This window comes from Thermus sp. KWY1, assembly GCF_057547025.1.
This window is the reverse complement of record NZ_BAAJPG010000021.1, coordinates 1-20,552: the sequence shown is the minus strand read 5'-3', so window position 1 is coordinate 20,552 and position 20,552 is coordinate 1. Positions and strand designations below refer to the sequence as shown.

19 protein-coding genes, 2 pseudogenes and 2 CRISPR repeat arrays are annotated in these 20,552 nt (G+C 62.4%); of the genes and pseudogenes, 7 read left to right on the top strand and 14 right to left on the bottom strand.

Annotation, left to right across the window (positions count from 1 at the left end; genetic code table 11):
* The 3 genes and pseudogenes from AC27GT_RS06600 to AC27GT_RS06590 form a co-directional block, all read left to right on the top strand.
* Positions 1–341: pseudogene (locus AC27GT_RS06600) on the top strand (IS982 family transposase); the annotation flags it as partial.
* A gap of 32 nt (positions 342–373) precedes the next feature.
* Positions 374–1,290: pseudogene (locus AC27GT_RS06595) on the top strand (IS256 family transposase); the annotation flags it as partial.
* A gap of 91 nt (positions 1,291–1,381) precedes the next feature.
* Positions 1,382–1,717 carry a hypothetical protein gene (locus tag AC27GT_RS06590; protein WP_148228653.1) on the top strand — a complete coding sequence of 112 codons (336 nt, stop codon included), beginning with the start codon at positions 1,382–1,384 and terminating at the stop codon, positions 1,715–1,717.
* Between the two features lie 9 nt (positions 1,718–1,726).
* Here AC27GT_RS06590 and AC27GT_RS06585 read toward each other — a convergent pair whose 3' ends face one another.
* The 12 genes from AC27GT_RS06585 to AC27GT_RS06530 form a co-directional block, all read right to left on the bottom strand.
* The gene (locus AC27GT_RS06585; protein ID WP_041438342.1) at positions 1,727–2,044 is read right to left on the bottom strand and encodes a HepT-like ribonuclease domain-containing protein; all 318 of its coding nucleotides are present in this window, start codon (positions 2,042–2,044) and stop codon (positions 1,727–1,729) included.
* 22 nt (positions 2,045–2,066) lie between these two features.
* Positions 2,067–2,360 (bottom strand): nucleotidyltransferase family protein, encoded by a 294-nt coding sequence (locus AC27GT_RS06580; protein WP_015717139.1) that lies wholly within the window; start codon positions 2,358–2,360, stop codon positions 2,067–2,069.
* A gap of 48 nt (positions 2,361–2,408) precedes the next feature.
* Positions 2,409–2,789 carry a DUF6788 family protein gene (locus AC27GT_RS06575; RefSeq protein ID WP_015717140.1) on the bottom strand — a complete coding sequence of 127 codons (381 nt, stop codon included), beginning with the start codon at positions 2,787–2,789 and terminating at the stop codon, positions 2,409–2,411.
* Between the two features lie 446 nt (positions 2,790–3,235).
* A CRISPR array of direct repeats spans positions 3,236–4,180; the repeat unit is 29 nt; unit sequence CGGGCCATCCCCACGCGTGTGGGGACTAC.
* Between the two features lie 70 nt (positions 4,181–4,250).
* Positions 4,251–4,595 (bottom strand): type I-E CRISPR-associated endoribonuclease Cas2e, encoded by a 345-nt coding sequence (gene cas2e, locus AC27GT_RS06570; RefSeq protein ID WP_015717141.1) that lies wholly within the window; start codon positions 4,593–4,595, stop codon positions 4,251–4,253.
* Positions 4,549–5,523: a type I-E CRISPR-associated endonuclease Cas1e gene (gene cas1e, locus AC27GT_RS06565; protein ID WP_015717142.1), complete on the bottom strand. Its 975-nt coding sequence runs from the start codon at positions 5,521–5,523 to the stop codon at positions 4,549–4,551. The genes cas2e and cas1e overlap by 47 nt, the downstream gene beginning before the upstream one ends.
* Before the next feature lie 7 nt (positions 5,524–5,530).
* Positions 5,531–6,148, bottom strand: a complete 618-nt coding sequence (gene cas6e / locus AC27GT_RS06560; RefSeq protein WP_015717143.1) for a type I-E CRISPR-associated protein Cas6/Cse3/CasE — start codon at positions 6,146–6,148, stop codon at positions 5,531–5,533.
* Positions 6,138–6,812 carry a type I-E CRISPR-associated protein Cas5/CasD gene (cas5e, locus tag AC27GT_RS06555; RefSeq protein WP_015717144.1) on the bottom strand — a complete coding sequence of 225 codons (675 nt, stop codon included), beginning with the start codon at positions 6,810–6,812 and terminating at the stop codon, positions 6,138–6,140. Before cas5e ends, cas6e begins: the two co-directional genes overlap by 11 nt.
* Before the next feature lies 1 nt (position 6,813).
* Positions 6,814–7,938, bottom strand: coding sequence for a type I-E CRISPR-associated protein Cas7/Cse4/CasC (gene cas7e, locus AC27GT_RS06550; RefSeq protein WP_015717145.1), 1,125 nt, complete (start codon positions 7,936–7,938; stop codon positions 6,814–6,816).
* Between the two features lie 15 nt (positions 7,939–7,953).
* Positions 7,954–8,469, bottom strand: a complete 516-nt coding sequence (gene casB, locus AC27GT_RS06545) for a type I-E CRISPR-associated protein Cse2/CasB (RefSeq protein ID WP_015717146.1) — start codon at positions 8,467–8,469, stop codon at positions 7,954–7,956.
* Positions 8,466–9,920 carry a type I-E CRISPR-associated protein Cse1/CasA gene (casA, locus tag AC27GT_RS06540; RefSeq protein WP_015717147.1) on the bottom strand — a complete coding sequence of 485 codons (1,455 nt, stop codon included), beginning with the start codon at positions 9,918–9,920 and terminating at the stop codon, positions 8,466–8,468. Before casA ends, casB begins: the two co-directional genes overlap by 4 nt.
* 429 nt (positions 9,921–10,349) lie before the next feature.
* Entirely contained in the window at positions 10,350–13,133 is a 2,784-nt protein-coding gene (gene cas3, locus AC27GT_RS06535) for a CRISPR-associated helicase Cas3' (RefSeq protein ID WP_126178456.1), read from the bottom strand.
* A 9-nt stretch (positions 13,134–13,142) separates the two neighbouring features.
* Positions 13,143–14,111, bottom strand: coding sequence for a helix-turn-helix transcriptional regulator (locus AC27GT_RS06530; RefSeq protein ID WP_015717149.1), 969 nt, complete (start codon positions 14,109–14,111; stop codon positions 13,143–13,145).
* Positions 14,112–14,328: 217 nt separating this feature from the next.
* Positions 14,329–16,187: a CRISPR direct-repeat array (repeat unit 29 nt; unit sequence GTAGTCCCCACGCATGTGGGGATGGCCCG).
* A gap of 249 nt (positions 16,188–16,436) precedes the next feature.
* Here AC27GT_RS06530 and AC27GT_RS06525 point away from each other — a divergent pair.
* Positions 16,437–16,730 (top strand): nucleotidyltransferase family protein, encoded by a 294-nt coding sequence (locus tag AC27GT_RS06525; RefSeq protein WP_015717153.1) that lies wholly within the window; start codon positions 16,437–16,439, stop codon positions 16,728–16,730.
* 22 nt (positions 16,731–16,752) lie between these two features.
* Entirely contained in the window at positions 16,753–16,950 is a 198-nt protein-coding gene (locus tag AC27GT_RS06520) for a ribonuclease HepT family protein (RefSeq protein WP_015717154.1), read from the top strand.
* Between the two features lie 74 nt (positions 16,951–17,024).
* Here the strand turns inward: AC27GT_RS06520 and AC27GT_RS06515 are convergent, their stop codons facing one another.
* Positions 17,025–18,239, bottom strand: a complete 1,215-nt coding sequence (locus AC27GT_RS06515; RefSeq protein ID WP_487223764.1) for an ATP-binding protein — start codon at positions 18,237–18,239, stop codon at positions 17,025–17,027.
* Positions 18,240–18,380: 141 nt separating this feature from the next.
* A complete protein-coding gene (locus tag AC27GT_RS06510) occupies positions 18,381–18,596 on the bottom strand; it encodes a hypothetical protein (protein WP_234944411.1) in 216 nt (71 codons plus the stop codon).
* Between the two features lie 316 nt (positions 18,597–18,912).
* On the opposite strand from AC27GT_RS06510, the gene AC27GT_RS06505 reads away from it, so the two are divergent.
* A complete protein-coding gene (locus AC27GT_RS06505) occupies positions 18,913–19,704 on the top strand; it encodes a transposase (protein WP_487223763.1) in 792 nt (263 codons plus the stop codon).
* Between the two features lie 64 nt (positions 19,705–19,768).
* Positions 19,769–20,371, top strand: a complete 603-nt coding sequence (locus AC27GT_RS06500) for a glycosyltransferase family 2 protein (RefSeq protein ID WP_487223765.1) — start codon at positions 19,769–19,771, stop codon at positions 20,369–20,371.
* Positions 20,372–20,552: the final 181 nt, after the last annotated feature.

Below are 20,552 nucleotides of genomic sequence, written 5' to 3'. Positions count from 1 at the left end.
GGAGCTCTACCTGGACCGGGGGTACGAAAGCCACTTCTATGGTCAGCCCGAAGGGCTACCTTGGAGACCTCCTCCGGGAGGCGGGGGGGATTGTGCCCATGGTCATCCGTAGAAGGAACAGCCGGCGGTATGTGCCTTGGTTGCAGTACCTGGCCATTGTGGGGCGGCTGCTTTCCCGTGAGGGAAACACCTAGGGGGTGGTGGAGACGGTGGGCAGTATGCTCCATGCCCTCTTCCCGCGGCGCATCCATGCGGTGACCCAGGAGGGTTTTGTGATCAAGGTGCTCTCCTTCATCTTGGCCCACAACCTAAATCTCTTGGCTCAACAAATGCTTGGGTAGCAACTTGGGTTACACATAATTCCTTACACGACCTGAGCCTGCTTCTGGGCCACCGCTACACCCACGAGACCATCAGCGCCCTTACCGACCAGGTGCTGAAGGAGGTGGAGGCCTTCCGTCATAGGCCTATACCGGAAGATATGGCCTGGGTCTACCTGGACGGTTTCTTCTTGAAGGTCCTAAGGGAGGGGATTGGGGTGGAGCGGGAGGCGGTCTATGTGGCTCTAGGCGTCACCCCTGGTGGGCAGAGGCAGGTTCTGGGCTTTTGGCTTTTGCCTACGGAAAGCGCCACTGCCTGGGAAGAGGTCTTGGTCAGCCCGATAGGGCTAGCTTGAGGGAACTATGGCAAAGGGGCCTGCGGCGGGTTTTGCTCTTCATCACCGATGGCCTACCCGGGATGGAAGAGGCGATCCGCCGGGTGTATCCCCTGGCCCAGTGGCAGGTGTGCGTGGTGCATAGGGTGCGCTCCAGCCTGGCCCAGGTGCGTTCCCGGGACCGGGCCTTGCTGGCTCAGGACCTGAAGGGGATCTACGGGGCGAGGAGCCGGGTGGAAGCCCTTGAGGCCTTGGAGAGGCTCAAGGAGGCCTGGGGAGCCCGGTACCCCTCCCTGGTGGCGGCCTGGTGGGAGAACTCGGGGGCCCTGCTTCGCTTCAAGGTAGCCCCTTTGGGGCTGACCTACGATTACCCCCAGGTGCTCTGGCCCTATCTTCGCAGCACTAACCTGATGGAGCGGTTTATTCGGGAAGTGAGGCGTGGGACGAAGGTGCGGGACCACAAGTTTCCCAAGGGAGAGGCGGTGTACAAGCTTTTGTACCTGGAGTCTGAGCGGCAGGAAGGGAGGTGGGCGGAGCGGAGGTTGAAGGGTGTTGCCGAGGTGCAGGAGGTGTTGGAAGGGATGCTTCGGGAAAGGTATGCCCCCCGTACACAGACGCTTACACATAAATCTTGACACGACCGAGGCATGGTTTCCCACACCTCCCTGAAGAGTTCGCTTTGGGAGGCGAATTGTGACAAACGATTGTGATAAAATCATTTTGGTCATGATCGAGCCCAAAAGCCGGGATGAGCTAGCCGAAGCCATCAAAGCCTGTGTCAAGGCGGATCGAGAGCTTTTGGATAACCTCCGTAGAGAGATCGCACCCCTTCGGCACAACGTGCGAAAGATCATCCCTCGTAGAGCCACCGCTGTTTCCTTAGTGGCCACCGACGGGGGCAACAATCAGTTGCGCTTCGATCCCTTCTTAATCCAAGTGGTGCGGGTGGTGGACTCCAACAACAACGAGCACTACCTGGACGCGGTTACTCCTAACACCCCGATAGCGCTACTTGAAGAGCGCCACCTTGAATTACGGGTTGGCTTGGTCTTCACTCCCTAGGACACAAACCTAGACCGATCCTTCTTCTTCAGCAAGAATCTGCTCCAACTGCACCAAAAGCCGAGGAAGATGTTCCGTCAGAACTTCCCAAAGAATGTCCTGGTCTAGGCCAAAATAGTCGTGGGCCAAAACATCCCTGAGGCCAGCTATTTCCCGCCAGGGAACCTCAGGATAACGTTCACGAAAGGCCGGAGGAATCCTCTTGGCTGCCTCCCCCAAGAGCTCCAGGTTACGCAGGATGGCGTCCAGGCGCATGGGATCCGTGAACACCGCTTCCCGCTCCAAACCCTGCCGATAGCGGAGGGCCCTGGAGGCAAACTCCCTCATGTCAACAAGGTATAACCGCCAATCACGCAACTTTTAAGGCCTCCCGCTCCACAAAAGGCCGCACTTCCGGCCGTAGGGTATGCTCCATGACCAGGTCCACAGGTCTCCCTAGAAGGTCCTCAAGAAAGAGCTTCAGGCCCATGTAGCCCAGGAAGCCCGGGGGACGGGAAAAGCGCACCAAAAGGTCCACGTCGCTTCCCTCTCGCGCTTCCCCTCGAGCCGAGGAGCCAAAGAGGTAGAGGGCCTCCACCCCAAAACGCTCCCTCAACTCTGCCCGGTAAGGTCCTATCCTGGCCTTTACTTCCTCGGGCCCCATGGCATACCCATGGTACTACTTAGCCCCCAAGTCAACCCCAAGGTGCGTTCACGGTTCAAGCCCCCTTTCCAGTTCCCTCAGCTTCTCCCTCAGCTCCACCAGCCTCTCCACGATCCGGCGGTAGCGGCCAAGCCGTTCCTGAAACTCGCCGGCCCGGGTGAACCCCTCCGGGGGCTGCCAATCCTTGCCCAGGTACTTCCACCGCCATTTGCCCTCCTTCTTCACCCGGAGATAGGGGTAGGGACCATGCGGGCACCGCTTGCATCTATCCTTCCCGCATTTCACCTTGCGCCAGTGCACGGGCACGGGGACCATGGCTTCAAGAGCTTTGCGTTCCTCGGCCATGCGGGCCTCGAGGTGGTGGATCTCCTGGATGAGGACCTCGAGGCGACGGGGGAGGGTGAGGTAGAGGTGGTCGAAGTGGTCCATCTTAGCTACAAGGTATCACTTTTGGCAGGACTATGGCTTTCCTGGAAAACGACCCGGGTTAGAAAGCCCATCCTGGCTCTTTGAAGTTCACCGCCTTCCCTGATTACCCTGGAGGTTCCAGGACAAAGAGCACCTGGCGCTCCCTTACCTGGTCCACCACCTTTTACTGTACTCCGGCACATGCCCCTACCGGAGCCCCCGGTTTGACGGAAGCCTATCGAGGGCCGTTCTCCCCTATCTCCTTTTGTTCGCGAAACGTAGCTTTCGCGCACCACACCCAGTGCTTTAGCCCGGGGAGGGTATTAGGCTTGAGCCCGCATCCCTAAGCGGAGAGTGGCCCCAAACCCGGTGGGGAGGGCTCCTTGACAGGGCCGTTACCTCAAGGCCCTCGAGAAGCTACTTGCCCTCTAGCGCTTGCGCAAAAGCCTTTTCACTGCTCCCCTTACCGGGCCATCGCCGCCCGTATCGGGACTACGCTGGATTATTGAGCGTTAAGCGGTCCCAACTCGGGCCATCCCCACGCGTGTGGGGACTACACCACCCCTTCGCTTGCGAGTTGCGTCAGTTGCGGGCCATCCCCACGCGTGTGGGGACTACGGAGATGGCTCCCTGGACTGCCTTGGGGGTTAACGGGCCATCCCCACGCGTGTGGGGACTACATCCGGTTGAACGCCTCCTGCATCTTTGCCTCCGGGCCATCCCCACGCGTGTGGGGACTACCGTGTCCCCGTGCCGGGCGGCGTCGGTCATGACGGGCCATCCCCACGCGTGTGGGGACTACGGAGATGGCTCCCTGGACTGCCTTGGGGGTTAACGGGCCATCCCCACGCGTGTGGGGACTACGCGCTTTGCCGCCTCCCAATGGGCCACCCTCTCGGGCCATCCCCACGCGTGTGGGGACTACGGTGGATTCCGCCAGGCCAGCGGTCATGTTCCGGGCCATCCCCACGCGTGTGGGGACTACGGGGCTAAACGTCCAATGGTCTACCCTCTCCTCGGGCCATCCCCACGCGTGTGGGGACTACATTTGTAAAGGATGAGTTGAAAAGTTTCAACTCGGGCCATCCCCACGCGTGTGGGGACTACATCCGCGTAGCGTCTCCACTCGTCCGTGCCCTCGGGCCATCCCCACGCGTGTGGGGACTACGCCAGCCAGGTGGAGCTCCCCGCCCGGCCCTTCGGGCCATCCCCACGCGTGTGGGGACTACCCTTAGCTTTGCCGCCCCAGTTTTCGCGAAAGCGGGCCATCCCCACGCGTGTGGGGACTACTTCTCCTCCATCGCTTTGAGCATACCACACCTCGGGCCATCCCCACGCGTGTGGGGACTACGGAGCGGCGAACGCCGACGGGAAGGACCATGTCGGGCCATCCCCACGCGTGTGGGGACTACACATGATCCAGACGGCAAAAACCCCCGCTGACCCCCCTCTATGTGTATATAAAGGGAGCCAGTCTAAGGATTAACTGTCAAGATCCCCGCGTGCGAACCGGGCTATGCCATTTAACTTATCCGCCTTTCGCATAGCCTCGGCGTTGCGCACCGCTACCAGCACTATACCATCAAAATCCCTGAGGACCCGGTCCTGATACCCGTGCAGCCGGAGGGCGAAGCCCTGCTCGTTATTCGTGCGCCAGGCCATGGCGCAGCGGCCCTCACCCGCTTTTTCCACCACCTTCTCCCACAAGAGTTCCCGCACCGCAGCGCTCACCCGGCCCACGAAAACCCCAGTATCCACCTCCACCAGCCACCGAGTAAGCTCACCCCTCAGGCTCCTCGGCACCCTCTCCAGGATCATCACCACCATAGGCCACCCCACCCTCCACCACTCCCTCCGGGTCCCACAGGCCACCCGGACGGGTCGGGTCCTCCTCGTCCACCTCTTCCTCTGGCAGGCCCAAGCCTGCGAAAAGGTCGAGGAGATCCTCCACCATCCGTTCAAGGAGCCTCGCCTCGAGGATCGCCTCCCTGAGCTTTTGCCGCACGCGCCGCTCCACCTGATGGTCCCCTTCGGCAACCGTTAGAAAGGCGGCTGGGACCAAAACCTCGGTCTTGTAGAGATCAGCTACGTCGTACACGAAAGAGAGAAGCTTGCCCGTATGGATGAAGCCCAGGGCGGGGCTGAAGCCGCTGGAAACAATGGCGGCATGGGCAAGGCCATAAAGATACGCAGCCCCAGAGGAAAGGGCACGGTTTACGGGATCCGAGGCCGCCCAGTTGCGGCGATCGTAACTGCGCCCTTGCCAGGGAACCCCGGTTTCCCGGCTCCAGCGGGTGTACGCGGCCCGCACCCGCACCCCTTCGAGGCCCCGCACCTGCTCCAGGCTGAAGTCCCTGGGCAAGGGTTCCTGAAAGCGCTTTTGGTAGAGGCGGAAAACCACCTCCAGGTGGAGCTTGGGGTCTGCCCAAGCCCGAGCCTGCCTTTGAAGCCTGAGGGCGCTTCTCGTATCCCCTAGACCCTGGGCATAAAAGCGGGCCAGCCCCTCCCCCACCCAGGCCACGGTGCATCCGTTTGCGGCCAACGTTCTTATGGCCGCATGGGTAATACGGGTCCCTGGCCCCAAAAAGAGCACCCCCAAGGCCGCCACCGGTACCAAGGTGAGCCCCTGCTGGTCATAGATGCCGATTCCCTGGGCTTCCTGCTCAATGAAGGCGTGCTCCACGTAGAGGTAGGTAAGGCCATCGCGAAACTTCGGAAGCTCCTTCAGGTTGCGGGCACTCGGTACCGGTGGCATCTTCCCTTTAAGGGTGCAGGGAAAGGAGGCCGAGCCCCAAGGCTTTGCCAGGGCCAATCCCCCGTTTCAGAGTCTCCAGGGCCTTGGCGGGGTCCACCACCACGAGGACCCCTTCAAACAGCACGGCCTGAACCTGAATCAGGTGGCCTGCCTTAGGTATCTCCAAGAAGGTATCCTGGCGAATGGCGGCCAGGTACTGGCCTCCTTCCTCCCTCAAGCGAAACCCTCCTTCCTCAAACTTTCGGACCAGCCAGACCAGCTTTTCCTCCCGGGTTTTGAGGGCTATACGCTCTCCCCTGTCCCGGGCCCGCTTGCTGGGATTGGCCCTCAGGCGAAAGCGTAGGATCTGGCCCTCCCGCAGAGCGGGTTGGAAGGGCTTGGGCGGATACACCTCGGCATAACCCTTCTCCAGGGCATCCCAGTCCGGTAGGGTTAGGGTCTGGACCAGGACCACCGGCGGTTCCGTACCCCGGGTGGGTTCTAGGCGCCAAAGAAGCCGCTCTTTCCCCTCCTTCAAGGCCTGGGATACCGCCCGGGACAGGGTGCGGTGCATCTCGTAGGGACTGGCCAGGTCCCTCCGGACGGCCTTGGAGCGCAGGTCCAGCTTGAGCTTGCTAATCCACATGGTCCTCTCCCAGGGAATCCTCCCCCTTCACCTGGATCTGGTCCTTAGAAAGCACCTCCTCCCGAACGTAGCGGGCTCCAAACCGGCGCTGGGCAAAGGGCGCTATGGGCTGGTCGTAGACCAGACGCCCCGCCTGGGCCTCGAGGACCAGGAGGAGGTCTTCTTTGGGCTTCTCGCGCAGGAGATAGGGGTAGTTCCGCAAGGCCACTTCCAGGGGTTCTTCCCTAACACCATCCGCCAGGTAAACGGGGGGGCTTGGCACGTAGCCCTTCCGGCCCAGGTACAGCACATAGCGGGGGTTCAAAAGGGCCTGGTGGGCCTCCTCGAGAAGGAAAGCAGGGCCCTCGAGGCCCACCAGGAAAGCGGCATCGGAAAGGTAGTGGCGCCAGCTCTGCACGTTAACCTTCGCCTTAAGGCTGGCGGCGATGATCTCCTGGGCCGTCTGGTAGTCCACCCGCAGCACTCCCTTCCGGTCCACCCGCACCCCCATGCGCAGGGCGGCCAGGTCGGAGATGTCCTCTTCCCGGTCCCGCCCCAGGGCCGCTGCCAGAAGGCCCAGGACCCCGCTTTTGGTGGGGTAGGGCCAGGTGTCCCGGTGGTCAAAGCGGCTCCGGGTACCCCAGGATTGCATGGGGCCTTGAAGCCGCAACAGGAGCGTGGGCATACTAACCTCCCAAGGCCAAGAGCTCCCGAAGGGCCTTCTCCGCTTCCTGTTTCAACGATCCCAAACTCTCCACCACGGGAAGGTTCACCACCTCCGCCTCGGTGAGGTTTAAAGCACCCTTCCACTCGGGCTCTAAGGGGCCATAGGCCCGGTCAAACTTGTTCCACTCCTGCACCAGGGCCTCCACGGAAAGGGCGGAGAGGGCCTTGCCGTCCTTAGACCAGACAGGCCGCTCAAAGGCCGTGGCCAGGTTGCGGGGCAGGCCTACCCCAGCCCTAAAGGCCAGGAACAGGGGCGGGTTGTGGGCGGCAAAGCTATTCTGCTTGCCCGAAGGGAGGGTCAGTGCAAACGCCTCGAGGAACACCAGGGCGCCCCTCAGGGCCAGCTCTACATCCCCTTGCAAGTTGGCCGCCAGCTGGTCCAGGTTCACCACCGCGTACCGGTACATGGTGGCGGAATAAAACTCCACGTCCCCCATCATCCCTGCCCCGGTGTCCTCTTTGGGATTCAGGTCATCCACGGCGGTGTAGAAGTCGAACTCCCGGTCCACCTTGTGGGTGGAAAGGGCGTGGGCCACCTGCGCCGCGGCATCCACCCCGAGCTCAGGCCGGTCCGCCAGCATACGGCCGAAGAGGGCCAGATCCACCGCCTTGCCCCCGTCCAGGACCCTTTCCAGGGCCTTCTTGAGGTCCGCATCCACCTCCGCACCCTTCTTGCCCTTGGCGGGACCGGCGCTAAGCTTTTCCAGGTTATTCCGTATCAACTCTGCCAGCCTGGAAAGCTCGTAGTTCCCCAGGAAGAGGAGGTATTCGGTCCTTCCCTCCTTAACGCCAAAACCCAGGGCGTTGAGGGCGTTTTCTACCGCCAGGCGAGCCTGATCCTCGGGAATATCCGAAAGCTTACCCAAAAGGGCGTCCATCAAGCGCCGGGTGCGCACGGCCCGCTCCTCCTCGGAAAGCAAGGGCCAGTCCTTGAAGGCCACCCGCACCGCCCTCTTCTGAGCCTGGCTGGAGATGCGGGCCCGCCGGTACCCACCAAACAGGGCATCCTTGGGGCTTCCCGTGTCGTCCCGGTTCAGGTTGCTAGGGGCCACCGTCTGAATCACGTGCACTTCCAAAAGCTTCATGTTCTCACCTCCCCATCACGAGCCTTGGCCTTCCGCCAAAGCTTCCTGACCAAACTCCTGAGCGCCGTAAAACTCCCTAGCCCAGCGGGCCTGCACCCTTCTCTTGGGGTCAAACCAACGAAGCAGGTCCTCGAGGAGCTGGGCAAAGTCCAAAGCCCCCTCCACCAGGCCTACCGCTTGCCTAAGGCGGTGGGCGATCTGGTCCCGATCCGCGTCTAACAGGGCCAGGAACCGCTTTTCCAAGCTGTCGGACTGCCGAGTCTGCCGGGCCTCCCAAAGGGCTCGGGCCAGGGTGCGTCCCTCCTGGTGCTCTCCGTCCTTCAGGGCGAAGAGGCCAGCCACCAGGTAATAGGCTTCCCGCCGCCAGCCGTCATCGCCCAAGTTTTGGAGGAGAGGCTCCACGTAAGGCATAGCCGGTGGATACCCCCCAGGGTCAAAGGCCAGGCTCCGCCTCAGGACTGCCCGGGCCGGTGTCCACCCCTGGCGAGACTTCAGCTCGCTTAGCCATTCCACGAACCTCTTACCGCTCACCCTTTCACCTCCTCTTTCATTCCAGCCAGTAGGCCACGGAAAGCCCGCTCCGCCTCCGCCAGGGCCTTGAGGTGCCGGGCCTCCGTGCCCACGAAGCGGCGGGTTTCTTCCCAGGCACCTCGAGCGGCCTTCTGGATGCGCTCCCGCCAAAGGTCCAACGCCCCTTGTTCAGGCAAACGACCTAAGAAGTCGGGGAAGTCCAAGTCCAGCTGAGCCCAGTAAAGGGAAAGAAGAGGCAGGGAGTTGGCAAAGTTTTGCAGCTCGGAAGCATCCCGGTTCCCGAGAACCCCTTGGGCCACGCGCCAGGCCACCTGCTTAAGGCCCCTGGCCACTTCCTCCGCCACCTTCAGGCCCCTATCGAGAAGACCCTCGCCCTTCGGGGTAAGCAGGTCCTTGGGAATGGGATAAACCTCCCGACGGATGTCCAGGATTTTTGCCTGGTCCGACACCTGGCCGAGGACGCGGAGAGTGAAGGAAACACCCTCCTCCTCCAGCTCTCCCGCATGCACCAAGACCGCCGGCCAGGTGCCGCCTGCAGCGGGTAGCATGGCCCCGAAATCCCGCCAGAAGCTCTTTTCCATGCTCAAACGCAGGGGAAGGATGCTTCCCTTTTTGTCCTGGCGGTAGGCCACCATGGGATCTCGCCAGGCCACCTCCTGGGGTTCCACCCCGGGGCCATAATCCATCCACCTTACCCCCTGGCCCTCGTCCACCAAACGAACCCCCCGGCTGGGCCAGACGTACACCAAGCTCACCCCGCTCAGGGACCACTTGGTGGCGTGTTTCTCCACGTCCTTCACCCTAAGGGGTTCCCGTTCCCAGACGGGCATGCCGGGATCGCCCTGGGGTACCAGGTTCAGCACCAGGGTTTCGAACAGATTCGCCCCCATGACCAGGAAGGCCGCCGGGCGGGCCAGGGGTGCGTCTTTGGCCGATGTGACCCCAAGCCTTCGCAAAAGCCCTCCCGGAGCGAAACTTTGGTGCACCACCAGGGCCCGGGCTGCCTCGGCGTAGGAAGCCAGAGGAGGGTTCTCGTCCACGGTGTGATCGAAGAGGGTGGGGTTATTGCCGTTGGCCAGCTGGGGGAGGAGTTTGCTCCAGGGGAGGAGGTCCTCCTGGGGAAGGTCGGGGATCTGCAAAAAGGGGGCGGTGTCGTGGAAAAGGTAAAAACGATCCCAATACTTGTCCAGGTACCCCTCGAGGCTACCCCGGTCAAACTCTCCCCTATCCAAAAGGTCCAGAGCATCATACTTTCCCTTCACGGGGGGCAGGGCCCGGTAGAGCACCGCCAGGAGCAGGCGGTGCAGGGCCGCCTCCTCGAGGGGGAAGGGAGTTTCAATGCGGGTTATGGTGTGGGCGTTGACGAGCGCTTCCCTTACCCCTACCTCTTCAACTTTGTCGTTCCTGAGTACAGGTATCCATGGTTCCAGAAGCAAGTTAAACTTACTCATCTCCTCTCCCCTCCTTCTCAGGCTAGGTCCCCCTCGCGACATCCGCTGTCGGAATCAAGTTCGGAGTCCAAATCACCCGTTGACAGAATGCACCAACGCTCGCGTTCTTTCTGCCATAAGGTCTCGTAGAAGATCCCCCTTCCCTCTTCAATGCTGTCCTCTAGCAAATGGCGAACTTCACAATCCCTACAGGAACGCACATGGAGCTGTATGAACTTCATCATGGCATCTAAGGCAGCTTCCATACTCTCCTGGGCAATGAGGGTTCGGGCAATCCAAGCTCCCATCCTTCCCAAAGGGTAGCTTAATCGCCTCCGCTTATCAAGTGTTTGGCTTTAAGCACCGGCTCACCCCAAAAACAAAAACCCCACAAACGTGGGGACTCGCTAACTCAAAAGCGAAACACGGGCCATCCCCGAACTCAGGGGACTAAACATCAACATACACCACCCCAAGCTCCTCGTCCACCACAACCTTCAAAACCGAGTCCTCCCTAGCAAACACCCTCTCCACCTCTAACGGCCTGAGTCCTCGCAAGAGGCCGCTTTTCGCCCAGGCCGATGGAGGCTTTTCCCCCAAGAGCGTCTGGGGAATCGGAAACCTGGAAAGCCGCACCGCCCGGCTCCAGAGTGCCAGGACATCCTCCTTCCCCAGGTCACCCTTCATCTTGGCTGGCCGACGGCCATCGGCATCTAGGAACCACTCCTCTCCCCTTCGGTAAAGGGGCACCACGGAAACCGAGGGTTCCCCCAGGCGGGTGAGGAAGCGCTGGGTACTGGCGTTTTCCTCCTCATCGTCCAGACGGAAGTCCGATGCCAGCGCTGAAGCATCCAGCTGGGAAAGAAGCCTATCCAGCTCGGCCAAGGAAAGGTTTCCCGCCATGCTGGCGTCTTTTTGCAGCCTGTCTATCAGATTCTGGTAACTCTTCCTCGCCCTATCCCTCAAGCTGTCGGGGAACCCCTCTGGCAGGCGCTCGTAGACCTCCTCCAAGAGGCCCTCGAGGTCTGCAGGAACCTTTACCGTTTCCCTTCCCTGAAGGGCAAGCCAGGTGGATAGGAGCACATAGTCCTCGTAAACTCTGTTCCAGTGAAGCTCCCGGCCAAACTCGGGCTCGTCCGTGAGCCCGCCTACCAGAAGCACCGGGGTCTGGTGGCCCTCGGGCCGCTTCCGAGTATGCCGGTGGAGCCGCCCAGCCCGCTGGAAAAGGAGGTCAACGGGCGCCAGGTCCGAGTAGAGGAGATCAAAGTCCAGGTCCAGGCTCTGTTCCGCCACCTGGGTGGCCACCAGGATGGCCTTCTCTGGCCGGGGCCCGTGCTTGCCGAAAAGGGCCAGGGTTACCGCTTCCCTCAAGGCCCGCTCCTCGGCGGGAAAACGGGCGTGCAGGAGGAAGACCAAAGTTCCATCCTTTAGGCGCTTGCCCACCACCCACCGGCCCTTCTCCTCTCGGATCTCCCAAAGGCCAGGCCAGGCACCCTGGTTGGGCCCGGCCCCGAAGGAGTCCAGAAGCTCATCCAGCGTAAGCCGCTCCCCCTCGCCCAAGGCCTGGTAGAGGGCTTGCGCCCGATCCACCGTGTTCACAATGGCCCCGAGGGCACCGGGTAGCTGCTCTTTCAGGGCTTCAGCCACCTGGGAAACCTCCGTGGGAGCCCCTTGGAGGTGCAAGGTCTTCTCCTCTAAGGGCACGTGGCGGGCACCCAGCAACCCACCCCCGGAAAAAGCGGCCACCCTAGGGTACGGAGGAAGCTCCACCCCTCCCACTCCCCAGGCGGAAAGCAGCTCCTCCCGCTTCTTCTTGGGAAGGGTGGCCGTCATCAGGATCACGCTGGAACCCAGGGCCCTAAGCCAGAGCAAAAGGGACTTCAGGAGGCCGGAGGTGTACGTGTCGTAGGCGTGCACCTCGTCTAGCACCACCACGCGGTTCATCAGGCCCCACAGACGAATGAAGTGGTGCTTCACCTTTAGGACGCCAAGGAGCGCCTGGTCTAAGGTTCCCACCCCATGCCCCGCCAACATAGCCCGCTTCTTGGCGGAAAACCAGGTGGAAGCGGCCACACCACCGGATTCCTGGCCTGGATTCCGCTCCAGCTCGATGTCGTACACCTCCATGGGCCTGGCCCGCTCCAAGAGCTCGGCGTACTGGGGGTTCAAGAGCGCCGCCCCATGCTGAAGCTGGAGCTCCCACCGCTCCCCTCCCGAAAGCCGCTCCAGGAACTCCCTGATCCTGTTAAAGAGGCCGTTGGCCGTGGCCTGGGTGGGCAGGGCCACGTAAAGGCCCCGGTGGTCCAAGCGTTCCCTCAAGAGGTGCGAAGCGTAAAGGGCGGCCTCGGTCTTCCCCAAACCCATGGGGGCCTCCACCAAGAGGAGAACCGAATCCCCAGGGGTTTTCTCCAAAAGCTCCGGGACGCTGGACTGAAGGGGGTTGGGCGAAAAGGGGAAGAGTTCCTCAAAGCGCCTCACCCCCCTTGGGCTGACCCTGGGCCAGGGGAGGTCCTCGAGGGCCTTGCGGGCCAGTTCCAGGGCGTCCTGCCAGTACTCCAATGCCTCGGGATCCCTGCCGTAGGGGAAGAACCGGGGGTCGGAGGCAATCCAGTCGGCAAAGGAGGCCAGGGCCATGACCCGCAGAATGGCAGGTGCCTCCGCATCTTCCACTGGGAGCACCAAAGGCAAATTCAGGCCCAAGGACTGGGCCAGCCTCAGGGCCAAATGATCCCTAACCTCTTGCCACGTTGAAGCTTCGGACTTCACATGAAGACGGGCGGTTTTGAGTTCCTCGCCCTGCGCCAGGAATCCATGGTGGGCCCCTAAACCCTTGGCCAGCGGGTCCGCCAGTCGCAAGGGGAGCCCGTGCCTTTTCAAGACGTCCTTTACATACAGCTCCGTAAAGACCCCATGCGCAACCCACTGCTCCCGAACCAGCTCCTCGTCCCAGGTGAGGCCCGCATCCCACACCCGCTTAGCCCCCTCATCCCAGGCGGCCTGAAAAACCGGGCTGGCCTTGCCCAGATCGTGAAGCCCTGCCAGAAAGGCCACCCAAGGCAACGCCTCTTTCTCGCCCAGGTTCCAGTCTGTGGCATAGAGCTTTCGAGTGCGCCCGGGCTCCCTTTCCAGGATGGCCCAGGCCACCGCCGCGGTGTCCAGCATGTGAGCCAGCAAGGGGTGAAAGGGGTCCCCGCTTTTGGCCCAAAGTGTTAAGGCTTGGGTTTGCACCTCCATGTTCCCACCCTATCCCCTTATCCCGACAGACTCTGTCGCCTTGGCCAAAACCTGACGGGCCTCTTCCAGCCACAGGCTGCGGAGTTCAGGAGGCGAGAGCACCTCCACCCGAGGCCCAAAGCTTTGAACCCAGGAAAGCACCTCCCAGGGCACCCCACCCTTGAACGGGACCGCCTTGAGACGAGCCAAAAGGCTCCCGTCGGGAAGCTCCTTATCCACCGTAAGACCGGGATAATCCCCCTCGAGGGCCCGCCAGGCTGCCTCTGGAGCAAAGCGGAGGCGGACTTCCACGGTTTCCTCCCGGGCCCCCACCACCCCCCAGGCCTGGCGCAGGTAGACGTTGGGGTCAAAGTCCTCTGGAAACTCGTAGGTCTCCTCCAAAAGGCGGGCGTTGCGCATGCGGTTTAGTTTGAAGGTAAGAATCTGGCGGTGGTATGTGCGCTCGTACCCGATGGCGTAAAGGCCCAGGTTGGTGCGGTTGGCCTCGAGGAAGTACACCAAGACCTCCTTGGGGCGCCAGTTTTTGGAACCACCCGAGCGGTACTCAAAAGCCAGAACCCTGCGCTCCAAAAGCGCCCGGGCCACCATTTCCAGGGTGCGGGAATCTCCCCGGCGTTCCTCTAGCCCCTGGGTGCTTTTCAAAAGCAAGGACCTCAAAGGCTCGGGAAGCATTTTGGCCAGCTTCTCCAAGGCGTTCTCATACTGGCGGGTCGGGGCCTGATGATATAAGAGCCTCCCGGCAGCGAAAAGGGCTAGGGCCTCCACCGGATGCAAGGTGGGAGGTCGGTCCGGAATGCGGTAAAGGCCGCGGCCAAGCTGCTCTATCCTGTAACCGGCATGGGACAGGGCCTCGAGGTCCCGCTCCACGGTGCGCACGCTCACACCGTAAAGCTGGGCCAGTTCGGAAACCCGGTGCGGGCGAAGGCTAAGGCGCTCCACCAGGGACAAAAACCGTTCCGCCTTGGACTTCGGGTCCATAGTTGGAAGCATTATAGCCCAAGTTCCGCTATACTGGGGTTACCTGCCCTATCCCTAGCTAGACGTTCAGGGCACCTTGGGGCAGGGGGGGTTCTTGACAAAACATCCCTCGCTTCTCACGGGGTTCGAGGCTTTAAACGGGCCTATTGTCTGGAATAGCCCCCTTTACAGACACATAGAGGGGGGTCAGCGGGGGTTTTTGCCGTCTAGGTCATGTGTAGTCCCCACGCATGTGGGGATGGCCCGTCCACGAACTCCGCCAGGAACTCCTGACGGAAGTAGTCCCCACGCATGTGGGGATGGCCCGGCGTTAGTCTACGCCAGCCTCGTGGACCGGAGTGTAGTCCCCACGCATGTGGGGATGGCCCATCTCTGCAATCTCCTCTAGTTTACGTGTTTGCGTAGTCCCCACGCATGTGGGGATGGCCCGTGGGCGCTGACCCTCGAGGCCCGCGCCGTGGTGTAGTCCCCACGCATGTGGGGATGGCCCGACCCCTTTGTGGTTGCCAACCGGGATACCGGGGTAGTCCCCACGCATGTGGGGATGGCCCGACGTGGGTCAGAGTCTACCCCGTCAGGCATCCGTAGTCCCCACGCATGTGGGGATGGCCCGGTAGAGGTCCGAGGCGACGAGATCAAAGAAGAGTAGTCCCCACGCATGTGGGGATGGCCCTCCCACACCTTCAGCGAGGATCGGAGATCCATAGTAGTCCCCACGCATGTGGGGATGGCCCGGCGAGCAGGGCGTTCTCAATCGCTTCGGCAAGTAGTCCCCACGCATGTGGGGATGGCCCGGTGAAGGTCATCGTGCTGGCTCCCGTCTACGTGTAGTCCCCACGCATGTGGGGATGGCCCGGAGTTTGGCTGTGTAAGCGTGAATATCCTGTCGTAGTCCCCACGCATGTGGGGATGGCCCGTCCATTCCGCCCCAGCCCACCGGGCACATTTAGTAGTCCCCACGCATGTGGGGATGGCCCGGAGAAGGGGGACCGGGTGGTGGCTAACATCGTGTAGTCCCCACGCATGTGGGGATGGCCCTCTCCTAGCCTCATCGGGCTGGAGGGTGCGGCCGTAGTCCCCACGCATGTGGGGATGGCCCGAGCACACGGCGATCTCCTCCCCAGGCACGCCGTAGTCCCCACGCATGTGGGGATGGCCCGACCTGGACCCCGGACGATAGCGCCACCGTGGCGTAGTCCCCACGCATGTGGGGATGGCCCGCCTGGCGGAGAGTGAGTGACATGGAGAGGGAGTAGTCCCCACGCATGTGGGGATGGCCCGGTCAGATACAGGGCCTTTCCCTCCCACGACCTGTAGTCCCCACGCATGTGGGGATGGCCCGACCCGCCGCCCCTCTAGGATGTCCCGGTACTCCGTAGTCCCCACGCATGTGGGGATGGCCCGTCCATTCCGCCCCAGCCCACCGGGCACATTTAGTAGTCCCCACGCATGTGGGGATGGCCCGGAGCGGGTGAACGAGGCCATGCTGGAGCTCCTGTAGTCCCCACGCATGTGGGGATGGCCCGCTTCCCTGGGGGTACTCCGGGGGAAGGCCAGGGTAGTCCCCACGCATGTGGGGATGGCCCGGAGATGGAGAAGAAGACGAAGTGGCGGGTTGTGTAGTCCCCACGCATGTGGGGATGGCCCTACCCCCGGACCGCCCTGGCCCACTCCCGGGCGGTAGTCCCCACGCATGTGGGGATGGCCCGGGCTGGCCCTTCTCCGACGTTCCCCCGCCTCAGTAGTCCCCACGCATGTGGGGATGGCCCGAGAGGGCCGATAAGGTTCACCGGCAGGCCAAGGTAGTCCCCACGCATGTGGGGATGGCCCGCGATGAAGGGGTTGACTGGTTCTAGCCGCCTCGTAGTCCCCACGCATGTGGGGATGGCCCGGCCGCCAGCACGACCGCATCCCGGGCGTCCACCGTAGTCCCCACGCATGTGGGGATGGCCCGAGACGACTTACGGGACCGGGGTGGCTCCGACCGTAGTCCCCACGCATGTGGGGATGGCCCGCATCGGAGGAGGTGGGATGATGCGCAGGGCAAGTAGTCCCCACGCACGTGGGGATGGCCTGAGAATGTACAAGGTTGCCCCGTAGGATAAGCCCCCCAAAGCTTCGGCCAGGAGGGCCTCCAGCCTTCGCTGGAGGTCCATTTCCAGGGGCCGGAGGGCTAGCTGTAACGCGCCCGTAGGCGTGAGGAGGGAGAAGTGGAGAGTCGCCCGCCTGGGCGTGGGGCTTTCCCTGGAGAAGATCTACGAGAGTGTGGAGCTAGGGACTTCTTTCCAGGCCGACTTGGGGGCCAGGTAGTACCATGGAAATGCCATGGGGCCCGAGGAAGTCAAGGCCAGGATAGGACCTTACCGGGCAGAGTTGAGGGAGCGTTTTGGGGTGGAGGCCCTCTACCTCTTTGGCTCCTCGGCTCGAGGGGAAGCGGGTGAGGGAAGCGACGTGGACCTTTTGGTGCGCTTTTCCCGTCCCCCGGGCTTTCTGGGCTGCATGGGCCTGAAGCTCTTTCTCGAGGACCTTCTAGGCAGACCCGTGGACCTGGTCATGGAGCACACCCTGCGGCCGGAAGTGCAGCCTTTTGTGGAGCGGGAGGCCCTAAAAGTTGCGTGATTGGCGGTTAAACCTTGTTGACATGCGGGAGTTTGCCTCTAGGGCCCTCCGTTACCGGCAGGGCTTGGGGCGGGAAACGGTGTTCACGGATCCCCTGCGCCTGGACGCCATCTTACGTAACCTGGAGCTTTTGGAGGAGGTGGCCAAGAGCGTTCCCGTGGCCTTTCGTATATGCTTTCAGGCGCCTAGGGTTGCGTTGCGCGAAGGGCAAACAGATTAAGGACACGGAGCAATGCGCCCGAATTCTCTCTGCCGTCCGCGCGGGAACTGGCCCGCATGCGGGCCAAGCCCCTTCTAAGGCGTCAGCCGCCACAGGGCCTGGATGGGAACCGCTAACAGGTCCCTTTCCACCGCCAGGATCTCCTCTCCCCCATAAAGGACCACACCCCTTAGGAAGCGATCCTTGGCCAGGGAACGCAGAGCCTTAAGTCCTGAAAAGTCTCTTAGCCCCAAGGTGCGGCTCGCCTTGACCTCGAGGCCCACCACCCTTCCCTCCCACTCCAGGACCAGGTCCACCTCCTGGCCCGTGTGGGTGCGGAAGTGGTACAGGTTTGGGGCCACCTGGCTCCAACCCAGGCCCTTGAGGATCTCCAACACCACGAAGTTCTCCAGCAGGGGACCGAAGCTGGAAGCCTGATCCAGGGCCAGGCCCCCGTAGCGTAAGAGGCTTGCCGCCAGGCCCGAGTCCACAAAATAGAGCTTGGGCGCCTTCACCAGACGGCCCTCACCCCCCGGGGTCCAGGCGGGAACCCGCACCACCAGGAAGAGGGCCTCGAGGAGGGCCAGGTAATCCCGAAGGGTGGAAAGGGGAAGCCCTGCCCCCCGGGCCACCTCGGACTGGTTCATGGGACTTCCCAGCCTGAGGGCCAGAAGGCCCAGGACCTTGGGCACCTCCAGAAGCCGGTGGATGCGGGAGAGGTCCCGCAGGTCCCGCTCCAACAGGACCTTCAGGTAGGCCTCGAACCAAGCCTGGCGCCGCCTTCCCTTCCGGGTCACGGCCTCGGGAAACCCACCTCTAAACACCCGCTCCTCCAGGGACACAGCCTCCAGCCGTCCGGCGGAGGGAAAGCGGGGGGAGAACAGGAGGTCCAGAAACTTCTCCTCCTTGCCCTCCAGCTCCCCTTGGGAAAGCGGCCAGAGGGTGAGGACCTCCATCCTGCCCACCAGCTCCCCCGAGGCCTGGGGCAGGACAAGGACGTTGGCGGAACCCGTGAGCAGGAACCGACCTGGCCGCCGGTCCTCGTCCACCAGGAGCTTGATGGCCCGAAGAAGGCCGGGAGCCCGTTGTACCTCGTCCAGGACCAGAGGGCCTTCCTGCGCCTGAAGGAAGCCCAGGGGGTCGTGCTGGGCAGAGGCCAAGACCAGGGGGTCGTCCAGGGTCAGGTAGCGGCCGTATCCCAGGCTGCGCACCAGGGTGCTCTTCCCCACCTGCCTGGCCCCGGCCAGAAAAACCACGGGGGTGTCCTGGAGAGCCTCGAGGAGACGGGGGGTGAGAAAGCGGGGGTACATGGGAGGATTGTACACCCGATCCTCGCGGAAAATCTACGAGATCTCCGCAGATATTCTGCGACTTACACGGCAGCAAAGAGATATCCCCCCGAGCGGTCCTCAGGTAACCCTCGCGCGGCCTCACCGAGGAGTTGCAGGTTCCTAAACCCAGCTCCAGGGAATCGTCACCCTTGCCCAGAACGATAATCCTTTTAACGCCTCCGGGTCGCGGTAGTTCAGGGTCCACACCGGGGCTTTCAGCCTGAGGGCAAGAAGCGCCACACTGGCATCCTCTAAAGTTCCCCTCCACCCTTGCATCCCCAGGAGGAGGATCTGGATGGCCTCGAGGTCATCCAGGCGCAGGGGTAAGATCTCCAACGCCTCCATCATCCGTCCCAACGCCTGCTGGGCTATCAGGGCGTTTGCTTCAAAGAGAAGCCATTTACCCCCCTTTCGGATATTCACCTGCATATGCATTGACACGCCAATAAGGAAGGGGCTTGGATAAATGTGTGGGAACACCCAAGCCCCCTCCCAGCTTACCAGAACTCCCCGAGTGGCAACTGCGCACACTGATCCGCTCCCTCCAGGTCCCAGAACCTGGCCCCAAACCCGGTCGCCCCAGAACCTACACCCACACCCATCTCCTACGCCCCAAGGTACGCTTCGCGTGACCCACGTCTACCGCGCCTTTATGGACTGGTCCGTGGAACGCATGCTGCGGGAACTCCGACGAGATCCCTCCCTGTGCCGGGCCCTGGGCCTGCCCAGCGTTCCCAGCCGGGCCACGGTAAGCGAGCGGAGTAAACACCTCCCCTGGCAGGCCCTTTGGCAAAGGCAAGGGGGGGAGAAGACCAAAAGAAGGGTCCTGGCCTTAGACGCCACCGCCCTGCCTGCTCAGGCCACGGACCCCGAAGCCCGTTGGGGGAGGGATTCCAAGGGGCAGTGGGTCTACGGGTATAAGCTCCACCTGCTTTTGGACCTGGACACGGGGGAGATCCTGGCCCACAAGATAGCCCCTACGGGGCTGACCTCCGTGACCCCGGCTAACCGGCACGATGGTCCGGTGGGCTGGGCTCTTGTGCGGGGGATAGCCTCTTGGGAAGGGGAAAAGCCCTCCCTGCTCCTTGGGGATTCTGCCTACGATGCCGAGGGGCTTTTTCAGGCTGCAGAGGAGAAGGGGCTTTTGCTCCTTTCTGGGCACAACCGGAGGCGGGGGAAGCCGAGGGGGAGAAGGAGGGGGGAGAACTTGAGGCGGCTTCAGCGTGGGGCCTACCGTCGGTTGTACCGGCGGAGGTGGGAGGTGGAGACGGTGTTTGGTTTGTTGAAGGGCTCCTTAGGTTTGGCAGCTTGTTTGCGACGGGTGCGGGGCCTTAAGGCGGTTAGTCGGCAGGTGACGGCGGTGGTGACGGCCTTTTCCTTTGTGGCCCAAGTTCTAGCCCGGGAGGGCTTGCCTCCCACCTGGGTGGCCAGGGTGGCAGCGTGAAGGGCCTCGGAGTGAATAACCGAAAGGGGGGTACTCCTACTGGTTTGACTACCTTCTCCCGGGCCTGGACCGCCTCGGCCTCCCCATCCCCCTCGGGGGGACCAGCAACCACTTCAAAACGGAGAAGCTGCGCGAGCTTGGCGGCTGGGACCCCTTCAACGTGACCGAGGACGCCGATCTCGGCATCCGGGCGGCCATGCGGGGCTACACCGTGGGCGTGGTGAACTCTACCACCTACGAGGAGGCCAACAACCACGTGGGCAACTGGATCCGCCAGCGCTCCCGCTGGATTAAGGGGTACATGCAGACCGCCCTGGTCCACAGCCGTAAGCCCCTTAGGCTCGTGAAGCAGGTGGGCATACGCCAGTTCCTGGCCTTTTTCCTCCTCATCGCCGGAACCCCCCTTACCTTTCTCCTTTCCCCCCTCCTTTGGGGGCTTTTCCTCCTTTGGCTCCTCACGGGAACGCAGGCCCTGGAACCCTACTTTCCCCCCTTTGTCCTCTACCTTTCCTTGTTTAACCTCCTCCTGGGGAACGCCTTGGCCATCTACCTCAACATGCTGGCGGCCTTTAAGCGCAGGCTCTACGCCCTGGCGCCCTTCGCCCTCTTAAACCCCGTCTACTGGATCCTCCACAGCGTGGCCGGTCGTGTAAGGAATTATGTGTAGGGGTTTGTGTATAAAAGGGGGGTACCAGGATTAGGAAGGAGGTACCCCGTGGACCAGGATACCTTGCAGGTGATGCTAAGGGAAGCGGTGAGGCAGACGGTGACCGAGGTCTTGCAGATTCTCCTGGACGCCGACCGGGAAGCCTTCTTGCGCCAGCACGGGGGACGCAAGAACGGCTACT